21 protein-coding genes are annotated in these 16,950 nt (G+C 52.9%); 6 read left to right on the forward strand and 15 right to left on the reverse strand.

Annotated features, from left to right (window positions below):
- Positions 1-121: 121 nt before the first annotated feature.
- Complete coding sequence (locus tag J4E05_RS09825) at positions 122-544, reverse strand: Fur family transcriptional regulator (protein ID WP_085578408.1); 423 nt, start codon at positions 542-544, stop codon at positions 122-124.
- Between the two features lie 186 nt (positions 545-730).
- Between J4E05_RS09825 and J4E05_RS09830 the strand changes: the two genes are divergently transcribed.
- Positions 731-988 carry a sulfurtransferase TusA family protein gene (locus J4E05_RS09830; protein ID WP_085587426.1) on the forward strand — a complete coding sequence of 86 codons (258 nt, stop codon included), beginning with the start codon at positions 731-733 and terminating at the stop codon, positions 986-988.
- Positions 989-1,157: 169 nt separating this feature from the next.
- On the opposite strand, the gene rimI is transcribed toward J4E05_RS09830, so the two are convergent.
- A complete protein-coding gene (rimI, locus tag J4E05_RS09835; protein ID WP_349594929.1) occupies positions 1,158-1,661 on the reverse strand; it encodes a ribosomal protein S18-alanine N-acetyltransferase in 504 nt (167 codons plus the stop codon).
- 164 nt (positions 1,662-1,825) lie between these two features.
- Entirely contained in the window at positions 1,826-2,668 is an 843-nt protein-coding gene (gene tsaB / locus J4E05_RS09840) for a tRNA (adenosine(37)-N6)-threonylcarbamoyltransferase complex dimerization subunit type 1 TsaB (RefSeq protein ID WP_349594931.1), read from the reverse strand.
- Between the two features lie 19 nt (positions 2,669-2,687).
- On the opposite strand from tsaB, the gene ddpX reads away from it, so the two are divergent.
- The gene (gene ddpX / locus J4E05_RS09845) at positions 2,688-3,245 is read left to right on the forward strand and encodes a D-alanyl-D-alanine dipeptidase (protein WP_085587423.1); all 558 of its coding nucleotides are present in this window, start codon (positions 2,688-2,690) and stop codon (positions 3,243-3,245) included.
- 61 nt (positions 3,246-3,306) lie between these two features.
- On the opposite strand, the gene J4E05_RS09850 is transcribed toward ddpX, so the two are convergent.
- The gene (locus tag J4E05_RS09850; RefSeq protein ID WP_349594935.1) at positions 3,307-3,903 is read right to left on the reverse strand and encodes a TetR/AcrR family transcriptional regulator; all 597 of its coding nucleotides are present in this window, start codon (positions 3,901-3,903) and stop codon (positions 3,307-3,309) included.
- Between the two features lie 153 nt (positions 3,904-4,056).
- Here J4E05_RS09850 and J4E05_RS09855 point away from each other — a divergent pair, with 153 nt between their 5' ends.
- A complete protein-coding gene (locus J4E05_RS09855) occupies positions 4,057-4,461 on the forward strand; it encodes a RidA family protein (RefSeq protein ID WP_349594938.1) in 405 nt (134 codons plus the stop codon).
- A 109-nt stretch (positions 4,462-4,570) separates the two neighbouring features.
- Here J4E05_RS09855 and J4E05_RS09860 read toward each other — a convergent pair whose 3' ends face one another.
- The gene (locus J4E05_RS09860; RefSeq protein WP_085587419.1) at positions 4,571-5,095 is read right to left on the reverse strand and encodes an MgtC/SapB family protein; all 525 of its coding nucleotides are present in this window, start codon (positions 5,093-5,095) and stop codon (positions 4,571-4,573) included.
- A 362-nt stretch (positions 5,096-5,457) separates the two neighbouring features.
- Positions 5,458-6,381 (reverse strand): LysR substrate-binding domain-containing protein, encoded by a 924-nt coding sequence (locus J4E05_RS09865; protein ID WP_210402809.1) that lies wholly within the window; start codon positions 6,379-6,381, stop codon positions 5,458-5,460.
- A gap of 78 nt (positions 6,382-6,459) precedes the next feature.
- On the opposite strand from J4E05_RS09865, the gene J4E05_RS09870 reads away from it, so the two are divergent.
- Positions 6,460-7,152 (forward strand): LysE family translocator, encoded by a 693-nt coding sequence (locus J4E05_RS09870; RefSeq protein ID WP_349594941.1) that lies wholly within the window; start codon positions 6,460-6,462, stop codon positions 7,150-7,152.
- 40 nt (positions 7,153-7,192) lie between these two features.
- On the opposite strand, the gene J4E05_RS09875 is transcribed toward J4E05_RS09870, so the two are convergent.
- The 7 genes from J4E05_RS09875 to J4E05_RS09905 all read right to left on the reverse strand — a co-directional run bounded on the left by J4E05_RS09875 (position 7,193) and on the right by J4E05_RS09905 (position 13,428).
- On the reverse strand, positions 7,193-7,642 hold the full coding sequence (locus J4E05_RS09875) for a DsrE/DsrF/DrsH-like family protein (RefSeq protein WP_349594944.1): 450 nt from the start codon (positions 7,640-7,642) through the stop codon (positions 7,193-7,195).
- Positions 7,632-8,432 carry a HesA/MoeB/ThiF family protein gene (locus tag J4E05_RS09880; RefSeq protein WP_085587413.1) on the reverse strand — a complete coding sequence of 267 codons (801 nt, stop codon included), beginning with the start codon at positions 8,430-8,432 and terminating at the stop codon, positions 7,632-7,634. Before J4E05_RS09880 ends, J4E05_RS09875 begins: the two co-directional genes overlap by 11 nt.
- A 276-nt stretch (positions 8,433-8,708) precedes the next feature.
- The gene (cysK, locus tag J4E05_RS09885) at positions 8,709-9,656 is read right to left on the reverse strand and encodes a cysteine synthase A (RefSeq protein WP_349594948.1); all 948 of its coding nucleotides are present in this window, start codon (positions 9,654-9,656) and stop codon (positions 8,709-8,711) included.
- Positions 9,657-9,861: 205 nt separating this feature from the next.
- Complete coding sequence (locus J4E05_RS09890) at positions 9,862-10,317, reverse strand: RrF2 family transcriptional regulator (RefSeq protein WP_085587409.1); 456 nt, start codon at positions 10,315-10,317, stop codon at positions 9,862-9,864.
- Positions 10,318-10,394: 77 nt separating this feature from the next.
- Positions 10,395-10,847 (reverse strand): dUTP diphosphatase, encoded by a 453-nt coding sequence (gene dut / locus J4E05_RS09895; protein WP_349594952.1) that lies wholly within the window; start codon positions 10,845-10,847, stop codon positions 10,395-10,397.
- Between the two features lie 69 nt (positions 10,848-10,916).
- Positions 10,917-12,137, reverse strand: a complete 1,221-nt coding sequence (gene coaBC, locus J4E05_RS09900) for a bifunctional phosphopantothenoylcysteine decarboxylase/phosphopantothenate--cysteine ligase CoaBC (RefSeq protein WP_349594955.1) — start codon at positions 12,135-12,137, stop codon at positions 10,917-10,919.
- Between the two features lie 124 nt (positions 12,138-12,261).
- Positions 12,262-13,428 carry a polysaccharide deacetylase family protein gene (locus J4E05_RS09905; protein WP_349594958.1) on the reverse strand — a complete coding sequence of 389 codons (1,167 nt, stop codon included), beginning with the start codon at positions 13,426-13,428 and terminating at the stop codon, positions 12,262-12,264.
- A 318-nt stretch (positions 13,429-13,746) separates the two neighbouring features.
- Between J4E05_RS09905 and J4E05_RS09910 the strand changes: the two genes are divergently transcribed.
- Entirely contained in the window at positions 13,747-14,328 is a 582-nt protein-coding gene (locus J4E05_RS09910) for a malonic semialdehyde reductase (RefSeq protein ID WP_349594961.1), read from the forward strand.
- 201 nt (positions 14,329-14,529) lie between these two features.
- Positions 14,530-15,939: an ATP-binding protein gene (locus tag J4E05_RS09915; protein WP_417842713.1), complete on the forward strand. Its 1,410-nt coding sequence runs from the start codon at positions 14,530-14,532 to the stop codon at positions 15,937-15,939.
- A gap of 26 nt (positions 15,940-15,965) precedes the next feature.
- Here J4E05_RS09915 and J4E05_RS09920 read toward each other — a convergent pair whose 3' ends face one another.
- Together J4E05_RS09920 and J4E05_RS09925 are read right to left on the reverse strand one after the other, a co-directional pair.
- Positions 15,966-16,553, reverse strand: coding sequence for an ATPase (locus J4E05_RS09920; RefSeq protein WP_349594965.1), 588 nt, complete (start codon positions 16,551-16,553; stop codon positions 15,966-15,968).
- Positions 16,550-16,906, reverse strand: a complete 357-nt coding sequence (locus J4E05_RS09925; RefSeq protein WP_349594967.1) for a TA system antitoxin ParD family protein — start codon at positions 16,904-16,906, stop codon at positions 16,550-16,552. Before J4E05_RS09925 ends, J4E05_RS09920 begins: the two co-directional genes overlap by 4 nt.
- Positions 16,907-16,950 lie beyond the last annotated feature (44 nt).

Consider the following 16,950-nt stretch of genomic DNA (forward strand, 5'->3'; position numbering starts at 1 on the left):
TAACACCAAGAGCGAGTGAAGGCTTTGTTAAGAACACGTAACAAAAATATGAAAAGCCATCCGCACTGTAGCACGGATGGCTTTTATATACACCTATTGAGCGTAAACAGTTAGAGAACTGTCATTTCCCGTCTTTAACAGGAACGCCATAAAGTTCCAGGCGATGACCGACCAGCTCGTAACCCAGCTCGCGAGCGATCTCTTCCTGCAATTTTTCGATCTTTTCGTTCGAAAATTCAATCACCCGCCCCGAACGCATATCGATCAAATGATCATGATGTTCTTCGGTCAGTTCTTCGTAGCGCGCACGACCGTCACCAAAATCATGTTTCTCAAGAATATCTGCTTCTTCAAACAGACGTACCGTCCGGTAAACGGTGGCGATCGAAATTTTTGGGTCAATTTCGGTGGCGCGACGATAAACCAGTTCAACATCCGGGTGATCTTCGGACTCGGACAATACTCTGGCGATAACGCGACGCTGACCGGTCATTTTCAGGCCCGCGTCAATGCATTTTTGCTCGATGGTTGATTCTGCCAACATACTCTTGTTCTCGTTTCCGGTTCCGCCTGTCCCCAAGGCCCGCAGGCTACATACGCTCTGATCGCTTAAATATCGAGAAATCTTTGCCCGGTCGCAAGACCGATTTCACGAAAATAACCCGGGCACCTTGCCGTTTTCATTATATATGGTTACCTCGTCATCAGAAGTACCGATCACGAGGATGGAATGCCTAACAACAGCCAAATCCCGACGCCCGATATCACAATAGATATCACAAACGATGTCTGTCCCATGACTTTCGTCAAAACGCGCCTGAAACTTGAAAAAATGACACCGGGTCAAATTCTGCAGGTCATCCTTAAAGACGGCGAACCGCTTAAAAATGTACCGCGTTCAGTAACCGATATGGGCGACGACGTTCTGGACCTGACAAAAATGGCTGATGAAACCGATACGTACCGGCTGACAATCCGAAAAAACTAAGCGGTCGGGCGTTCTTCACAGGCAAAGGCCGCCAAACCATGGTTGATGACCAGAATATTATAACAATTTCAAGATCAAGACCACACCCTTTATGTGGTTTATTTCACATTTAAATTCAATCGGTTATTAGATTATTTTGTAAAATTCAAATCATCCTGGTAACGGGCTGTCATAGCCGTTCCATCACCAGCGCATCAACCCTTGGCCCCGCCTTGCGCCGATAATATTCACGCCGTCGGCCAATTTCGGCAAAACCCAGTTTTCGATAAAGGGCAATGGCCGCTTCATTGTCGCAAGCCACTTCCAGCAACAGCCGGTTAACGCCCTGCTTTTGCAGATATAACAGCACATTTTCCATCAAGGCCTGGCCAACACCGCGTCGTCGCGCCTGTGGCCCCACAACAATCGTATTGATTTCCGCCTCATCCAGAACCGTTTGCACCAGCACAAAACCCAGCGGAATATCGTCTTCCAATACACCATCGCCCTGCTGATCAAGCCCCGGGGTAAAGGCCAGCAACCCGAATGCCCCTGGCACGGCCAGCAAATCGCACAAGGCATTTTCATCCCAGCATTCATCAAACCCCGTTTGATGCAGGGCTGCCGCCACCGCCGCAAAGGCCGGGGTCAGGGCAATAACATCCACCTGCGCTGTATCATCCTGTGCTGTCACGTCATTATCCTTTGCACAGCATAAACCTGTCATCACAAAGGGAAGGGGTATCCCGATAATGTCTTAAAACCAAAGCATCTGACGGTTCAAAATTCACCCGAACGCATCCTATATCCTTCAAAAAGAATAACCATGATGGCCGGTCAAAAACCCGTCCCGAACATTTAGTCCCCGTCCGCGTCGTCATTTTGCAACTTTGCCCGTTTTTCAGCGGCCAGTTCATCCATGCGTTTGGCATCGGGCGCACGCAAATAAAGCGGCACCGGTGACAGATTTTCACCTTTTGCCCAGCGTTGTGCTGCAATCCGGGCAACATTGCCTGCACGCGGCAAACCAGGTGCTGTTCCGGTGAAAAAATCGTCTCCACCATTGGCGGCAGCAGTTAACAAGCGGGCTGTCGCATCACCCACCAATATCGTCGGGCCCGGCGGGGTCAGCAGTAACGCCTGGCGCGGCCCCAGGCATTCGGGCGAGCTGATCGGGTTTTTGCGGGCGTCAAAGGCCTGGGCAAAAATTTCGTTTCGTTTGCTATCAAGGGCAACCAGTATATTGCGGCCCTGATGGTCCCGCTCGCTCACACCATAAGCCACCGCCTCAAGCGAACTGACCCCGAGAACCGGAATTTTCCGCGCCAGCCCCAGGCCCCGTGCCGTTGACAAACCAATACGCATCCCGGTAAAGGCACCCGGCCCAACGGTGACGGCAATGCCGTCAATATCGGCAAAATCAAGCCCGGCTTCGCGCAGGCTTTTCATAATAAAGGGCAAAAGATGCTCGGCCTGGCCGCGCTCCATATTTTCAAACAGCTCGCCCTTAACCTCGCCATTAACCAGCACCGCGGTTGCCAGCGAGGTCGACGCCGTATCAATTGCCAGCAAGGTTGGCCCAAACGGTTTTTGGTCGGAAATACCGACGTCAGGGATTTGCGCAGAATTAAGATCTGCGCTATGCGATGATTTAACCATCTGCCCGGTCAGCATCTTTTTGATGTAGTCGGTAAACGTCAAGAACAGGGAGCCTCCGCCAATGGCGCTGGTCGAAATTACGCCGCAAGAATATGATGTCGAAATCGACATTGTTTATGCCACCGATCGCAATTTTACCGGGGCACCAATTTATTCGCGGCCAGCATGTTATCTGCATCAGGATGCGGCAGTCTGCCTGAAAAAGGCAAGCCTGATCGCCAGACGGCAAGGCGTTAAATTTCGCCTGTTAGATGCGTTCCGCCCGCAAGAAGCTCAGCGCGCTCTTTGGAACCACACCCCGAATGCCGATTTCGTCGCCAATCCCGATTTCGGATCACCGCATGGCCGCGGTGTCGCCATTGATCTAACGCTGTTAGACGAAAACGGCAAGGAACTGGATATGGGAACCGGCTTTGATGAAATGGATATTAAATCCTATCACGGGGCAGAGGGCCTTTCGCAAGCTGCCGAATCCAATCGCCTATTGCTGTTGGGCATCATGGTCAGCGCCGGGTTCGAATTTTACGATCACGAATGGTGGCATTATCAATTGCCCAATGCGCGAAGCCGGTATCCACTCTTTTCCGACAGCGCCCTTCCGGTTGCCATGATGGGTTAAAGCACAGGCAAAATGGGCCTTATTAAAACAAATATGCCCTAAACTTTCATTTTGCTGCAAATCATGACGAGCCAAGCCGCAAGCCGCTGGCAAGGGCACGAAACGCCTCTAACGCTTTGGGTAAAACATCTTCCGGGGTGTCGCTTGCGGCAATCCAGAGGGCCGCATTTAACGCCGCCCCGCTTAACAACCGGGCGGCGGCATCGGCGTCGACCGGTTTTAAAACACCCTGATCAATCAATTGCGCAACCATATTGCGGGTTTCGATCAAACACTGGTTCTGGCTGGGCCATTGCGACGGGTCCCCCAGCACAGCCGGACCATCAAGCAGCACAATGCGCTGCACCTCCGGGTTTAGGGCCATTTCAATATAGGCAACACCCTCGGCCAGCAGCCCGTCCCACGGGTCGGCTTGCTGTGCACCGGTTTTGTGGGCCTGTGCTGCCATTTCACCATCAATCTGGTTGACCACGGCAGCCAGCAAACCGCGTTTATCACCAAAATTATGGTAAAGCGCACCGCGTGTCAGGCCCGCAGCAGCCGTCAGATCATCCATTGATGCGGCGGCAAAGCCCTTTTGGGCAAAGGCTTTTCGGGCAGCAGCAATCAACCTGGCCCGATTTTCCGCCATCATTTCTGTTCGTTTTTTGGCTGCCATGCCATTTCTCCACTCACATACGGAACGTATATCAATTGACATACGAAGCGTATCTGTATATTTAACATACATACCGTATGTAAAACACAGGCCGGCAAAAAACCAGCACATTGGCAACCGGCCTGTCGCAAAAACACCAAAGGACTGACTTTCATGACACAACGTGAAGCAATTTTTCCCAAAAATCAAAACCGCCATGCCCTTTATGATGCCCACGGCTATTCTGCCGCCATTCGATCAGGCGATCTGTTATTCGTCTCGGGTCAGGTCGGCAGCCGCGAAGATGGCACCCCCGAACCGGATTTTAAAAGCCAGGTCGAACGGGCATTTGACAATCTGAAAGCGACGTTAAGTGCAGCGGGTGCCAGCTTTGATGACCTGATTGATGTCACCACTTTTCATACCGATCCGGAAAACCAGTTTGACACCATCATGGAGGTCAAAAACCGGATTTTCCCCCAGCCCCCCTATCCCAACTGGACGGCAGTGGGTGTCACCTGGCTGGCCGGGTTTGACTTTGAAATCAAGGTAATCGCCCGTATCCCGGCCCAGGCTTAATTAAAAGCAGCCCAAACCAAAACAGCCGGAGCACATCAATCACAGATGTGTTCCGGCAATATCATCGCGGATCGGTGTCGCCCCATCAGCGCACAAAAATACCGTGAAATCAGTTTTTGTCTTCGCGAACGGCCTCGGGGTCGCCACCAAACAAACGCACCAGAAAAAGTTCGACCGGTTTTAAAACAACCAGAACAAAAAAGGTTAGAACGCTGGCCACCAGCACGATTTGCCATGCCGCCAACGCACAGGCAATACCAAGGGCCGCGGTAATCCAGACCGTGGCCGCAGTTGTCAGGCCGGTAACCGTTTTGTCCTTTGGCTGGCGCATAATCACACCCGCACCAATAAAACCGATACCGGTTAAAACACCTTGTAAAATCCCCTGTACCACGCGTGATAACGCATCGGGATGGTCGATCAGATCTTCGAAATGAACAGCAACCACCGAAACCACTGCCGCGCCAAGCGACACCAGGGCCAGCGTGCGCATTCCGGTCGGTTTATCGTTAATGTCGCGGTTCAGCCCGATCACCATGCCAATTACGGTCGCAGCAAGCAGCCGTAAAATCACGTCAATCAATTCGATGTCAAAATACTGACTGGCCGTGGTAAAATAGGGCAGCTCAAACATGCCGGTTTTTCCGCAATTGTTGGGTTACGTCCTGTAACGCGCCTGTTGCCTCTATGTTCCACACCGCTGCAAATGGCATTTCACCGGCAAGGTGCTAAAAACGCTAAAAACGGTCTGAACAACATAAAAAATACTCAAAAACAGCATCCCGATTAAACCTGGCCACCTTGGCTTGCCCGCCAAGGGTTAGCCATTTGTCGAAGGCGGAACAAAACCGGACCATTCAGCAAGACAGATCACGACAAACCTGCAGTCATCACCGTCACCCGAATTTCAATACAGATGCAATAAACGGCAGCAAAAAACGGGCAGTGAAAACGCTTTCACTGCCCGGCGCGAAAATCCATTTTAGTCATCAGACATTACCCAATGACCTCTTGCGCGCATGTTTCGGTTGCCTGTGCTTCTGTTGCCAGCCAATCGGCGAAACGGGTAATCCGGCGATCTTTTTTCGGATCATCAAGGCTCAGCATCACATAATCCACCCCGGTTGGCGCCATGCCCAGGGGCGCACACAAACGCCCCGCAGCAAGATCATCAATCACCAGCGGCAAGGATCCAATCGCCGTGCCCAGCCTATTCACTGCCGCTTGCAGGGCAAAAAAGAAATGATCAAAATATTGCTCGCTGGCCGGGCGGCCCTTAAAGCCGCTGGCTTTTTTCCAGATATCCCAGGCATCAGACCGGGTGCGGCTATGTAACCAGCGGGCATTGCTTAAATCGCAGGCCAATATGTTTTGCCAACAATCGGGGTCACACACCGGCCCGGCCATCTCTGCCCAAAGCGGGGTGACAAAATAGTCATCGGGCAGGCCAAAATCACGGCGGCGAATGGCAATATCATTGCCCGAAGCCAGCAAATCAATCGGCCCACCTGCCATGTGCATTTCCACATTCAAATCGGGGTTCTCTTCGCGAAAACGTCCCAAACGTGGCATTAACCAGCGCATTGCCAAACTGGGTTCGCATGATACCGACAAAATCGGCGACTGCGCATCATGGCGGTGAATATCCTCTACCGCACGATCAAGGTCATGCAGCACCGTTTCGGCGGTGCGCAGCAACCTTTCACCCGCGCGCGTTAAATAAACCCGCCGGTTTCGCCGCACAAACAAATCCACCCCCAGCCGTTCTTCAATCTGGGCAACAGCGCGGCTAATCGCGCCGTGGGTCAGGTTCAGTTCCTCGGCTGCGCGGGAAAAACTTTGATGGCGGGCTGCGGCCTCAAACGCGGGCAGGGGAGCAAGCGGTAAGAACCCGCGCTTTATGTGAATATTATTCACCATAATTCCTATTTTATTTCGTTTTTCCGGGGAAAAGTTATCCCTGATACTGGATTTTCTCACAAATTAAGGAAAATCAAAATGCCCGATGGCATCTCGGTTGAAATTATGGCTGTTGGCATTATTACGGTGCTGGCCGTCATCAGCCCCGGCCCGGATTTTGCCATGGTCACCCGCATCGCCATTGCCCGGGGGCGCAAAGCCGGAATTTTATGCGCCATTGGCATTGGCAGCGGCATTTCGGTGCATATCGCTTACACCATGATCGGGCTGGGTGTGATTTTTGCCCATAATATCTGGGTGTTAAACACCATCCGTATTCTCGGCGCGTCCTATCTGATCTGGCTTGGAATCAGCGCATTTTTACCCGACATATGGCAAAGGTTGAAATTACGCCTTGGCATCCGGTCCGCCAAAGCAGCCCTTTCTAATTCAAAAAGTACAAATACCCTGATCACCCCAAACGCACCCGAAACCCGGAAAAACGCGTCCTCTTTCTGGGCCGGTTTTATTTGTAATGCCTTAAACCCAAAGGCAATGTTGTTTATTGTCTCGCTGTTCAGCCAGGTTATTTCGGCCGACACCAGTGCCGCAATGCAGCTTGGTTATGGTGTGTTTATTGCCCTCTGCCATATGGTGTGGTTCGCCATTGTTGCCGCCGCCCTGACCTTGCCCGCAATACAGGCAAAAATTGCCAAGGCACGGGTCTGGATCGAACGCGGGGTCGGGGTGTGTCTGGCCGGGCTAGGCATCAAAATTCTGGCAAACGGATAAAACCCGCACCTGCACTCCCAAATACCGTTTGTGCCTTCGTTTAAATAAACAGCATCTCGCCGTTTTTACGGGCATCGTTTAAAAATGTCACCACACCGCCAACCTCGATGGTCAGCTCTGCCCGGCGTTTTTCATGCTCCAGCCCCAGGGCGCGCAACCCCATTTCACAAACCATGAATTTCGCCCCCAAATCGGCACAGGCCGATAGCAATTCTTCAAAAGTTGCCACACCGCGTTCGGCATAGCCAAAATCAAGACTGGTGGCGGTGGCCCCTTGAGCATCGGGGCGCAAATGGCGCCAACCGGACGGGGCCAGCAATGCCCGGCTGGCCTCCATTGTGAAAAACAAAGTAACTGCCCGCCCGGTGGCCAAAGCCGCACTTGCCATTACCAAGGCGTAATGAACTTTTTCAAAGCTGCCGGAAAAAACCACCAGCGACAGTTTTTCAACGCCCGCAGCATCGGGATTGGTGGAATTATTAATGCTCATGGCAGCTTAAATCCTTAATTGTTGCGGATTCAGAACAAAGTGGGCAGCCAGGATCACGCGGGACGCGAATTTTGCGAAAACTGGCCGAAAGCGCATCTACAATCACCAATTGTCCCGACAAACTGTCGCCAATTCCCATCAATTCCTTAAGCACTTCGGTTGCCTGCATACCGCCAATGGTACCCACCACCGCACCCAAAACACCCCCTTGCGAGCAAGAAGGAATAGCATCAGCCGGGGGTGGTGCATGATAAATACAGCGATAGCACGGATGCGGCGCACCCAAATGCGCCTTAAAAGTTGAAACCTGCCCGTCAAAGCGCAACGCCGCACCACTAACCAGGGTTTTCCCCGCAAAATAGCAGGCATCGTTTAGCAAAAACCGGGTTTCAAAATTATCTGATCCATCGGCAATCACATCATATTGCGCGATCAGGTCCTGAACATTTTTGGCGTTCAGACGCATCTGATGCGTCTGAACCGTGACATCCGGATTCATGTTCAACATCGTCGCGCGCGCACTGTCGACCTTGGGGGTGCCAATGTCGCCCATGCCATGGGCGATCTGACGTTGCAGGTTGGAAAGTTCGACCACATCGTCATCAACAATACCAATCGTGCCCACACCGGCCGCCGCCAGATACATCGCCAGCGGCGAGCCCAAACCGCCAGCACCGACCACCAGCACACGCCCGTGCTTCAGCTTCATCTGCCCGGTCCCGCCCACATCCTTTAAAACGATATGGCGCGCATAACGCTGTATTTCGCTGTCGCTAAAGTCAAAATCCATATTCAGGCCTCACTGGTTACCGCCCTACAGATAGGGTGCAGGCCGTTGTTGCTCAACCACAAACTTGCATGCCCGCTGTTTTATTAACATGCCCGCCAAGCAAACATTTACCCGGACATGCCAGGGGCCGCCATTTCACACAACATATTGTAATATAACAATATCTCAGCAACGATTTGCCGGACATAAAAGCGGACACAAAAATGACAAGGCCCGGAAACATCGAGGTTTCCGAGCCTTGTATTATTTAATCATATCAACGGGCAAAAGGCTGGCTTACAGCCCTTCAAACAGCGGGGTCGACAGGTAACGTTCGGCGAAGGACGGGATGATAACAACAATCCGCTTGCCTTCGTTTTCCGGCATCTGGCCCAGTTCGATGGCAGCGGCTACCGCAGCGCCCGAGGAAATGCCGGTCGGCAGGCCTTCAAGGGCGGCCAGTTTTCGCGCCGTCGAAAACGCGGTTTCATTGCCGATTGTCATGACCCGATCAATCAGTTTGGTATCAAGGTTACCGGGAATAAAACCTGCCCCAATGCCCTGAATTTTATGCGGGCCGGGTGCACCCCCGGAAATAACCGGGCTGTCTTCGGGTTCAACAGCAATGATCTGCACATCGGGATTATGTTTTTTCAACACATCGGCAACACCGGTCAGCGTGCCGCCCGTGCCTACACCGGCAACAAAAATGTCAACCTTGCCGTCGGTATCTTTCAAAATTTCCTGGGCAGTGGTGTTGCGGTGAATTTCCGGGTTGGCCGGGTTGTCAAACTGTTGCAGCATAACGGCACCGTCAATTTCAGCAACCAGTTCCTCGGCCCGGGCAACAGCCCCCTTCATGCCTTTGGCTGCCGGGGTCAGGTCAATCTGTGCGCCCAGCAACATCAACATTTTGCGCCGTTCCAGCGACATGCTTTCAGGCATGGTCAAAATCAGCTTATAGCCCTTGGCCGCAGCAACAAATGCCAGCGCAATGCCGGTATTGCCCGATGTCGGTTCAACAAGGGTGGCACCCGGTTTGATTTTGCCGTCTTTTTCGGCAGCATTGATCATTGCCAGGCCAATGCGATCCTTGACCGAAGCCAGCGGGTTGAAAAATTCCAGTTTGCCCAGAATCTCGCCTTTCGCACCTTCGGCATCCGCAATCCGCGAAAGGCGAACCAGCGGCGTTGCACCGACGGTGTCGATGATGCTGTCATAAATCTTGCCGCGAAATTCAGTCATGATTTCCTCGCATTTTTGTGTGCATTACAAATCAACACATATTGTATTTGTATTTATTCCGAGTTTACCGCAAGTCAAAGGGTCGACAAGGAATATTTACGGTTTTTCTGCACCGGGGTGCAATTTCGTAAATGTGCAATCAAACTGATATGCGAAAATTTTCTGTGGTTTGAAAATATCGCACAGCCAGACCGGGATGAAAAATTCAGATGATAAAATCTGGCGATTCTTCAATCCCGCTGCGTAACCCGGCATCGCGGGCACGATTACACAAATCTTCGACCGTAATAAGTTCAAGCTGCTGCATCATGGTATCTTGCAATTCCCGCCACAAGGGCCGAACCACTTCCTTGCCCAATGGCGAGCCTGCCGGATCCTCGATCGGGTCATCCGATGTTTCCATCGACCGGATCACCGAAACAATATCGGCAAGGGTAATACGGCGACGTTCACGCGCCAACCGATAACCACCACGCGGCCCCCGCACACCGGTCAAAATATCCGCCCGCACCAATTGCTGCAGGGTCTGTTCCAGATAGCGTTTGGGAATGCCCTGGCGCGCGGTAATATCGCGGCTTTGCACCGGTTCACCCGCGGCATTATAGGCAATGTCCACCACGGCTTCGATGGCAAACAACATCTTCTTTGAAAGTTTAAGCATCGTCTCTCGTTTGCTCCCCTCGATTATGTCTGTCATCGCAGCCCGAAAACCGCGTTGATCACCAAATTACAGCTAGGTCATGCAACGCCGGTGGACCCGAAACCGCCTTCACCACGGTCGGTTGCATCCAAATCCGCCACCACATTCCAGCCCACCTGGCTGACCGGTGCGATCACCATTTGCGCAATACGCATACCGCGTTCAATGCGAAATGCCACATCACCAAAATTAACCAGAATGACTTTGATCTCACCGCGATAATCGGCATCAATCGTGCCCGGGCTGTTTAAAACCGTGACACCGTTTTTTGCCGCCAGCCCGGAACGGGGCCGCACCTGGGCTTCAAACCCGGCGGGCAGGGCAATGGCAATGCCGGTTTCAACCATGGCCCGTTTACCTGGTTCAATTACCAGCACATCTTCAATGGCGGCAACCAGATCAACCGCAGCAGCCTGTGCGGTCGCATAAGCGGGCAGGGGCAAATCCTGCCCGTGATCCAGTACTTTTAAATCCACAGATAAGCCGGTCATTTATGTATCCTGTATCGCATCTGTTTATCCGCCCCGTTTGCCACACACGACATTCCGGGCCGGTTGGTTTTAAGGGTTAAAATGGCGGGTAATCCGCGCCACCAGCGATCGGGCGACACCGGTTTTGCTTTGCCGGGGCCAAACTTCGTCGCGGGCCGGGTCAGAACCGCCAATCAAATGAATTTCGTTGTCATCCCCCCCAAAGGTGCCCATTTCGGGGGCGACATTATTGGCCAATATCCAGTCACATCCCTTGCGGTCACGTTTGGCACGGGCATGATCGACCACTTTTTCGGTTTCGGCGGCAAAGCCCACCACCAGTGACGGGCGATTTGGCCCGTCTTGACTGATGGTTGCCAGAATATCGGGATTTTCGGCAAATTGCAGGGCGGGGATAACACCATCGCCAGATTTTTTAAGTTTCTGATCCGCCTGATGCAAAACCCGCCAATCGGCCACCGCCGCAGCGCAGACCGCAATATCGACAGGTAACTGGCCCTGAACGGCAGTCAGCATTTCCTGTGCTGTTTCCACCCGTACCATGCGAACCCCGGCCGGGTCAGCCAATGTTACCGGGCCACTAACCAGTGTGACATCGGCGCCGGCGCGGGCCAGTTCGGCGGCAATGGCATGGCCCTGTTTGCCCGAGGATCGATTGGCAATAAAGCGCACCGGATCAATCGGTTCATGTGTCGGGCCACTGGTGACCACGGCTTTTTTGCCCGCCAGGGGTTTGGGGCCGTCTTGCTGAGCAAAGAAATTTTGAACAGCGGCAATAATTTCGGCAGGTTCGGCCAAACGCCCGGTACCGGTTTCGCCGCACGCCAGATCGCCACCCGCCGGGCCAATGCGCAAAATGCCCCGGCTTTCCAGCGTGGCAATATTGGCCTGCGTCGCGGCGTGGTTCCACATTTCGACATTCATGGTGGGTGCAACCAGCACCGGCTTGTTGGTTGCCAAAAGGGCGGTGGTTGCCAGATCATTGGCCATACCTGCCGCCATTTTTGCCAGTAAATCGGCGCTGGCGGGGGCCACCAAAACCAGATCAGCCTCGCGCGACAAGCGGATATGGCCCATCTCGGCTTCATCTGTCAGGGAAAAAAGATCCTGGTAAACCTTGTTTTCGGTTAACGCCGCCACCGACAGCGGAGTGACAAATTCGGCTCCACCCTTGGTCAGAATGGCACGAATCGATGCCCCCTGATCGCGCAAACGACGGATGACTTCCAACACCTTATAGGCGGCAATACCGCCCGAGATGATCAAAAGTATGTTTTTTCCTGTCAGCACTGTGGTTAGCCATTATCTACGTTATCGAAGTGTGGATAACCTAGCGCGTTGCGGTTCAACACGCAATAGCCGTTATTTAACAGAAAAAAACGAAATATAACCGTAGAAAGGCATTTATGCCAAATCAGCCAGATGTCTTGATATCTTTGGGCACGGTATAAAGCATTCCCAGCCAGCGCCACCGGCCATCAGGCCCGCCAGCCGTGCAATTAATCCGCCAGCGCCCCGGTGAAACAGGGCCGTCAAGGCGCACTTCCACCCGCTCATCGCCAAGTCGGCTCATGGTGGCGGTTCCTTCGGACGGATAACATTTCACATCATTGGCTGGCTTTAGCAAGGTAAAGCCAAAGGCGGGCGGGTTTCGCTGTAGGGTATAATTGGCCGGTGTCAGGTCGCTTACATCAAGTGGCAATGAATTTGCCGCCAGTTCAAACCGGTCAAGCGATCCATAATGTTCGTTCAGGGCAAAACGCGGCAAATAGAACATATCAGCGGATTTATCAAACCCGCCGCTTTGCTGACCAAACGCTGCCTTATACCCGGCATCACGCACAGCCTGCTGCACGTCGGTATCCGCTTCGCCGTAAGGATATGCAAACAGATCCGGTACAAAACCCAATTCCTGTTTGAAACGTTTGGCAGATTTTTCCAGTTCGGCTTTGGTTTGCGCAATTGGCACCGATGATAAATGGGCATGGCTGTCACTATGACCGCCCACTTTGACCCCCTGCTTCACCAGGTCGCGCAGCATGTCCCAGGTCATATAGCTGTCATAACCGGCATCAAGCTGGCTTGTGGATACAAAAACCGTCACCGGCAAACCCGCCTTTTTAAACATCGGCCACGCGACATTATAAAAAGTACGATAGGCATCATCGACCGTAATACCGATGGTCCGGTCAGGCAGGGCTGTGCCATTGGCAATAGCCGACACAATCTCACCCGTATCCATTACATGATATTTGGCTTTGCCCAGTTCGGCGATATGCGCCGATAGCTGGTCCACCCGTGTATTGGTCGAGGGATATTCACCTTCGTCAAAGCGGTGATACATAAACACGACAGCCGATGCAGATTCCGCCGTCGATTTGGCCGGTGCTGTATTCCGGGTGTCGCTGGCTGGCGCGGTTTGTCCGGTTTGTGGCGTTTGCGCATTTTGCGCCTGTGCCGGCGCCGCCAGAATAAAGGCCAGTGCGGTCGCTGCTGTCAAAAGCGCGCCACGCATATAATGCCCTTTCATCCCGTCTTTGCCCGAAGTACCGCAAGCGGGGATAATTTTATCAGTCTGCATCTAAATATCCATGCCATTCAATGATGTGTGCATCGCTGTCGGTGATATTCAACAGCCCCATTGTCGCGATATTGTGGCAAGGCACAATGTTCATTCTGTCGTTTCGGCGATACATTATACGGATGCTTCTGAAACCCCGCCGCCCTATACCACCCTGTCATAACGCACCGACGGGCATCATGATCCCGGGCAATCTGAATACCGGGCACCGGCAAACGGTCCACACAGGGCAAAGATCATAATTCCGGCCTTCTCATTGCCGTTTTAATTACCTAGGCTAGGTCCATTGCAACTAAAACGCTTTAAGGAAACCTCGTCATGATTGATCAAAAAGCCCTTGATGTTCTGTTTAACAAGGCCCGGACCCACAATGGCTGGCTGGACAAAAAGGTGGATACGGACCTTCTGCACAAGGCGTGGGACCTGGCCGTAATGGGGCCGACCAGTGCCAATTGTGAACCGATGCGTGTGGTGTTTGTACAAAGCGACGCCGCCAAGGCCCGCCTCAAACCGTTTATGTCCGAAGGCAACGCCGCCAAAACCATGGCCGCGCCGGTAACGGCCATTATCGGCATGGATATGGCATTTTACGAAAAACTGCCGCAGCTTTTCCCCCATGCTGATGCCCGGTCGTGGTTTGCCGGAAACGACGGTTTGATCAAAGCCACCGCCTTTCGTAATGGCAGTTTGCAAGGCGCCTATCTGATTCTGGCCTTGCGCAGCCTTGGGCTGGATTGCGGGCCGATGTCCGGCTTTGATGCCGATGGTGTGGATGGCGAATTTTTCGCTGGCACAACAATCAAAACCAATTTCATGGTCAATATCGGTTATGGCGACGCATCGAAACTGTTTGATCGCAGCCCGCGCCTGGCATTTAATGACGGGGCCAGCATCATTTAGGCCAAAAACATCGGCGACTCCGCTTCAAACCGCCCCGTTTTTGCGCGGGGCGGTTTTTTCATATGAAAAACACGAAACATTTCAACGAATTGAAAACTGTCATTTAAAGTTGATTTGATATTCGCGAAGACATCATCATGTTAGGCAAAATTATTCGTATATCAGGCAAATTTCTGCCGCCATTATGATCTGGAGAATCGCTTGGGCTTCCGGCAATTGCTTGCAACCGCATTCGCACTGAACGTGCCCCCTTCTGCCATTATGATATTACTGGCGGCAACGGATCAGATCACCTGGGGTATCGCTGTGGTGTGCGCTGTGGCCGCCTATGCCGGTGTCATTGGCATTTTGCGAATTTATTTCAAGGATCTGCGCAGTGTGGCGCGCTATGCTGCGACCCTGCGCGACCATTTTCGCGGCACCCCGCCCCAGCACCTCTCGTTCGAGGCAGCCTCCGAACTTTCATCGCTTTACAGCCAGATCACGGCGGCCTTTCGCGAACGCATCCTGACCCTGGAAGCCCAAACCAGCACCGATGCCGAAATTCTGGATCATTTGCCAAATCCGGTGGTGATGGTAAACCGCCAGCGCACTGTTACCGGGTTTAACCAGGCGGCAAAGTCGCTGTTTCATAATCTGGAAACCGGACACGACCTGACGCGCTTTATCCGTGATCCCATTTTGCTTGATGCTTTTGATATGGTGTCATCGGGCCGCCGTACCCTGCAACATACCGAATTTGTCGTTGCCAGCGACGCCCAGCGCCATTTTGATGTGCTAACCGCCCATTTACCCGCCGGAACCGGCAATCGGAATTTTGTTTTATCGTTTAGCGATCTTACCGAACTGCGCAAGGTTGAACAGATGCGCGCCGATTTTGCCGCCGATGCCGGGCATGAATTGCGCACACCATTATCGGTTTTGCTCGGGTTTATCGAAACCCTTGAAGGCCCGGCCAAGGACGACCCCGATGCTTTGGGCCAGTTTTTGCCCGTGATGCGCGACCAGGCCCAGCGCATGCAAAGTCTGGTCGAGGATTTGCTGTCCCTGGCCCGGATCGAGCTGAACGAACATACACCACCGTCAAATGATTGTGATGTTGCCACCATCATTGACAAGGTTGCCGCAGGTTTGAAGGTAAAGGCCGACGCCAAAAACATGAATATCCGCGTCACATCGACGCTGGACCAGACAACAACGATTGGCGAGGAAAAGGAACTGGTTCAGGTTTTCCAGAATCTGATCGAAAACGCCATCAAATACGGCCATCAGGACAGCACGGTCGATGTCAAAATCGGCCTGGTAACAAACCCGCCAGCAGCACTTGCGCGCTATCGTCACAACCGCATCATGGCCGTTTCGGTATGTGATCAGTCCGACGGTATTGCCCGCGAACATTTACCCCGCCTGACCGAACGTTTTTATCGCGTCGATACTGCACGATCACGCGCAGTCGGCGGCACCGGCCTTGGTCTGGCAATTGTCAAACATCTGGTGCAACGCCACCGCGGCACCATGATCATTGACAGCGAAGTCGGCAAGGGCTCGGTCTTCACAGTCTATTTGCCCGCCCAAACTGCCGATAATGTGCATAAGCTTTATCGGGCGTAATAAAATGTCCGCTGACGGGGGAATACTCAAATGGCGAGGTCGTCGCCATAAACCTGTAAAACCCACTTGGGCAGGACCGCGTTCGCCTGTATCAGGCGTCCGCTGGCAAAGACAACAACCTGTTGCGGTGGCTGGTTAAGTTTCGAGTTGTCATAAACCATGCCACGGTCAGCACGCAGCACAGCTTCTCGGATCAATGGTTGCCCACGATCATAGCGCGCACGGACCTTTTCTTCCGGAACATCATGTCCCCCTTCCAAGGTACGTTCTTTAACGCGCGTAACCGAAAGATCGGGACTATTCACACCGACATGCATAACAATGACGATATAACCACGCGCCTGCGCATTCTCGATGATTTCAAGTTTCGAAGGATGGGAGAAGACAGTCTCGGTTACAAAGCTTTTTCCAGTAGCGCGCATCGCGGAGCGACGATCGCGAGCTATTTCGGCTGCTTTGTAGGATGCCTTCATCGACGCGTCCTTGAGGATATCATGCTGGATAAGGCCCGCGTTGACGAAGGGCCCTGCAAAACTTGGGGCAACACGGGTGTGATAAAGCGTCGATTTACCCGCGCCATTTGGACCGGCCAATAGAACAAGGCTGGGTCTCATAAGGCGTCATCATCCTTCGCGTAGCATAAATTGCCACCGGCATCGAGGCCAACACCCAGCCCCAACCTTCTGCGCTTTGCGAAGAAAGTTTTTTCATGCTCCGATGGTTGAGCCATTTTGGTGCTGAAAGCATCAAGCCAGGCGACTTCTTCTTCCGCGCCAAGCTCCGTCGTATCCAGTTTGCCTTCAAGAACCGCAGTGATCCTGGCATGATCAAACCTACCAGAATGCTCAATCGCGCGCCCAAGCTTCAGCCAATGAGTGATCTGGCCTGCAACAGAGCGGCTGTGAATATCCGCCTCGTGGCGGACAAGTGCCATGATGTCGTCGGCAAGTTTCACGGATTGAGCCATAGTCACCTCCTGCTCTTACGATACAAAAGGTAGCAAAATGCCAC

Source organism: Thalassospira sp. NFXS8 (assembly GCF_040148805.1).
GTDB lineage: Bacteria > Pseudomonadota > Alphaproteobacteria > Rhodospirillales > Thalassospiraceae > Thalassospira.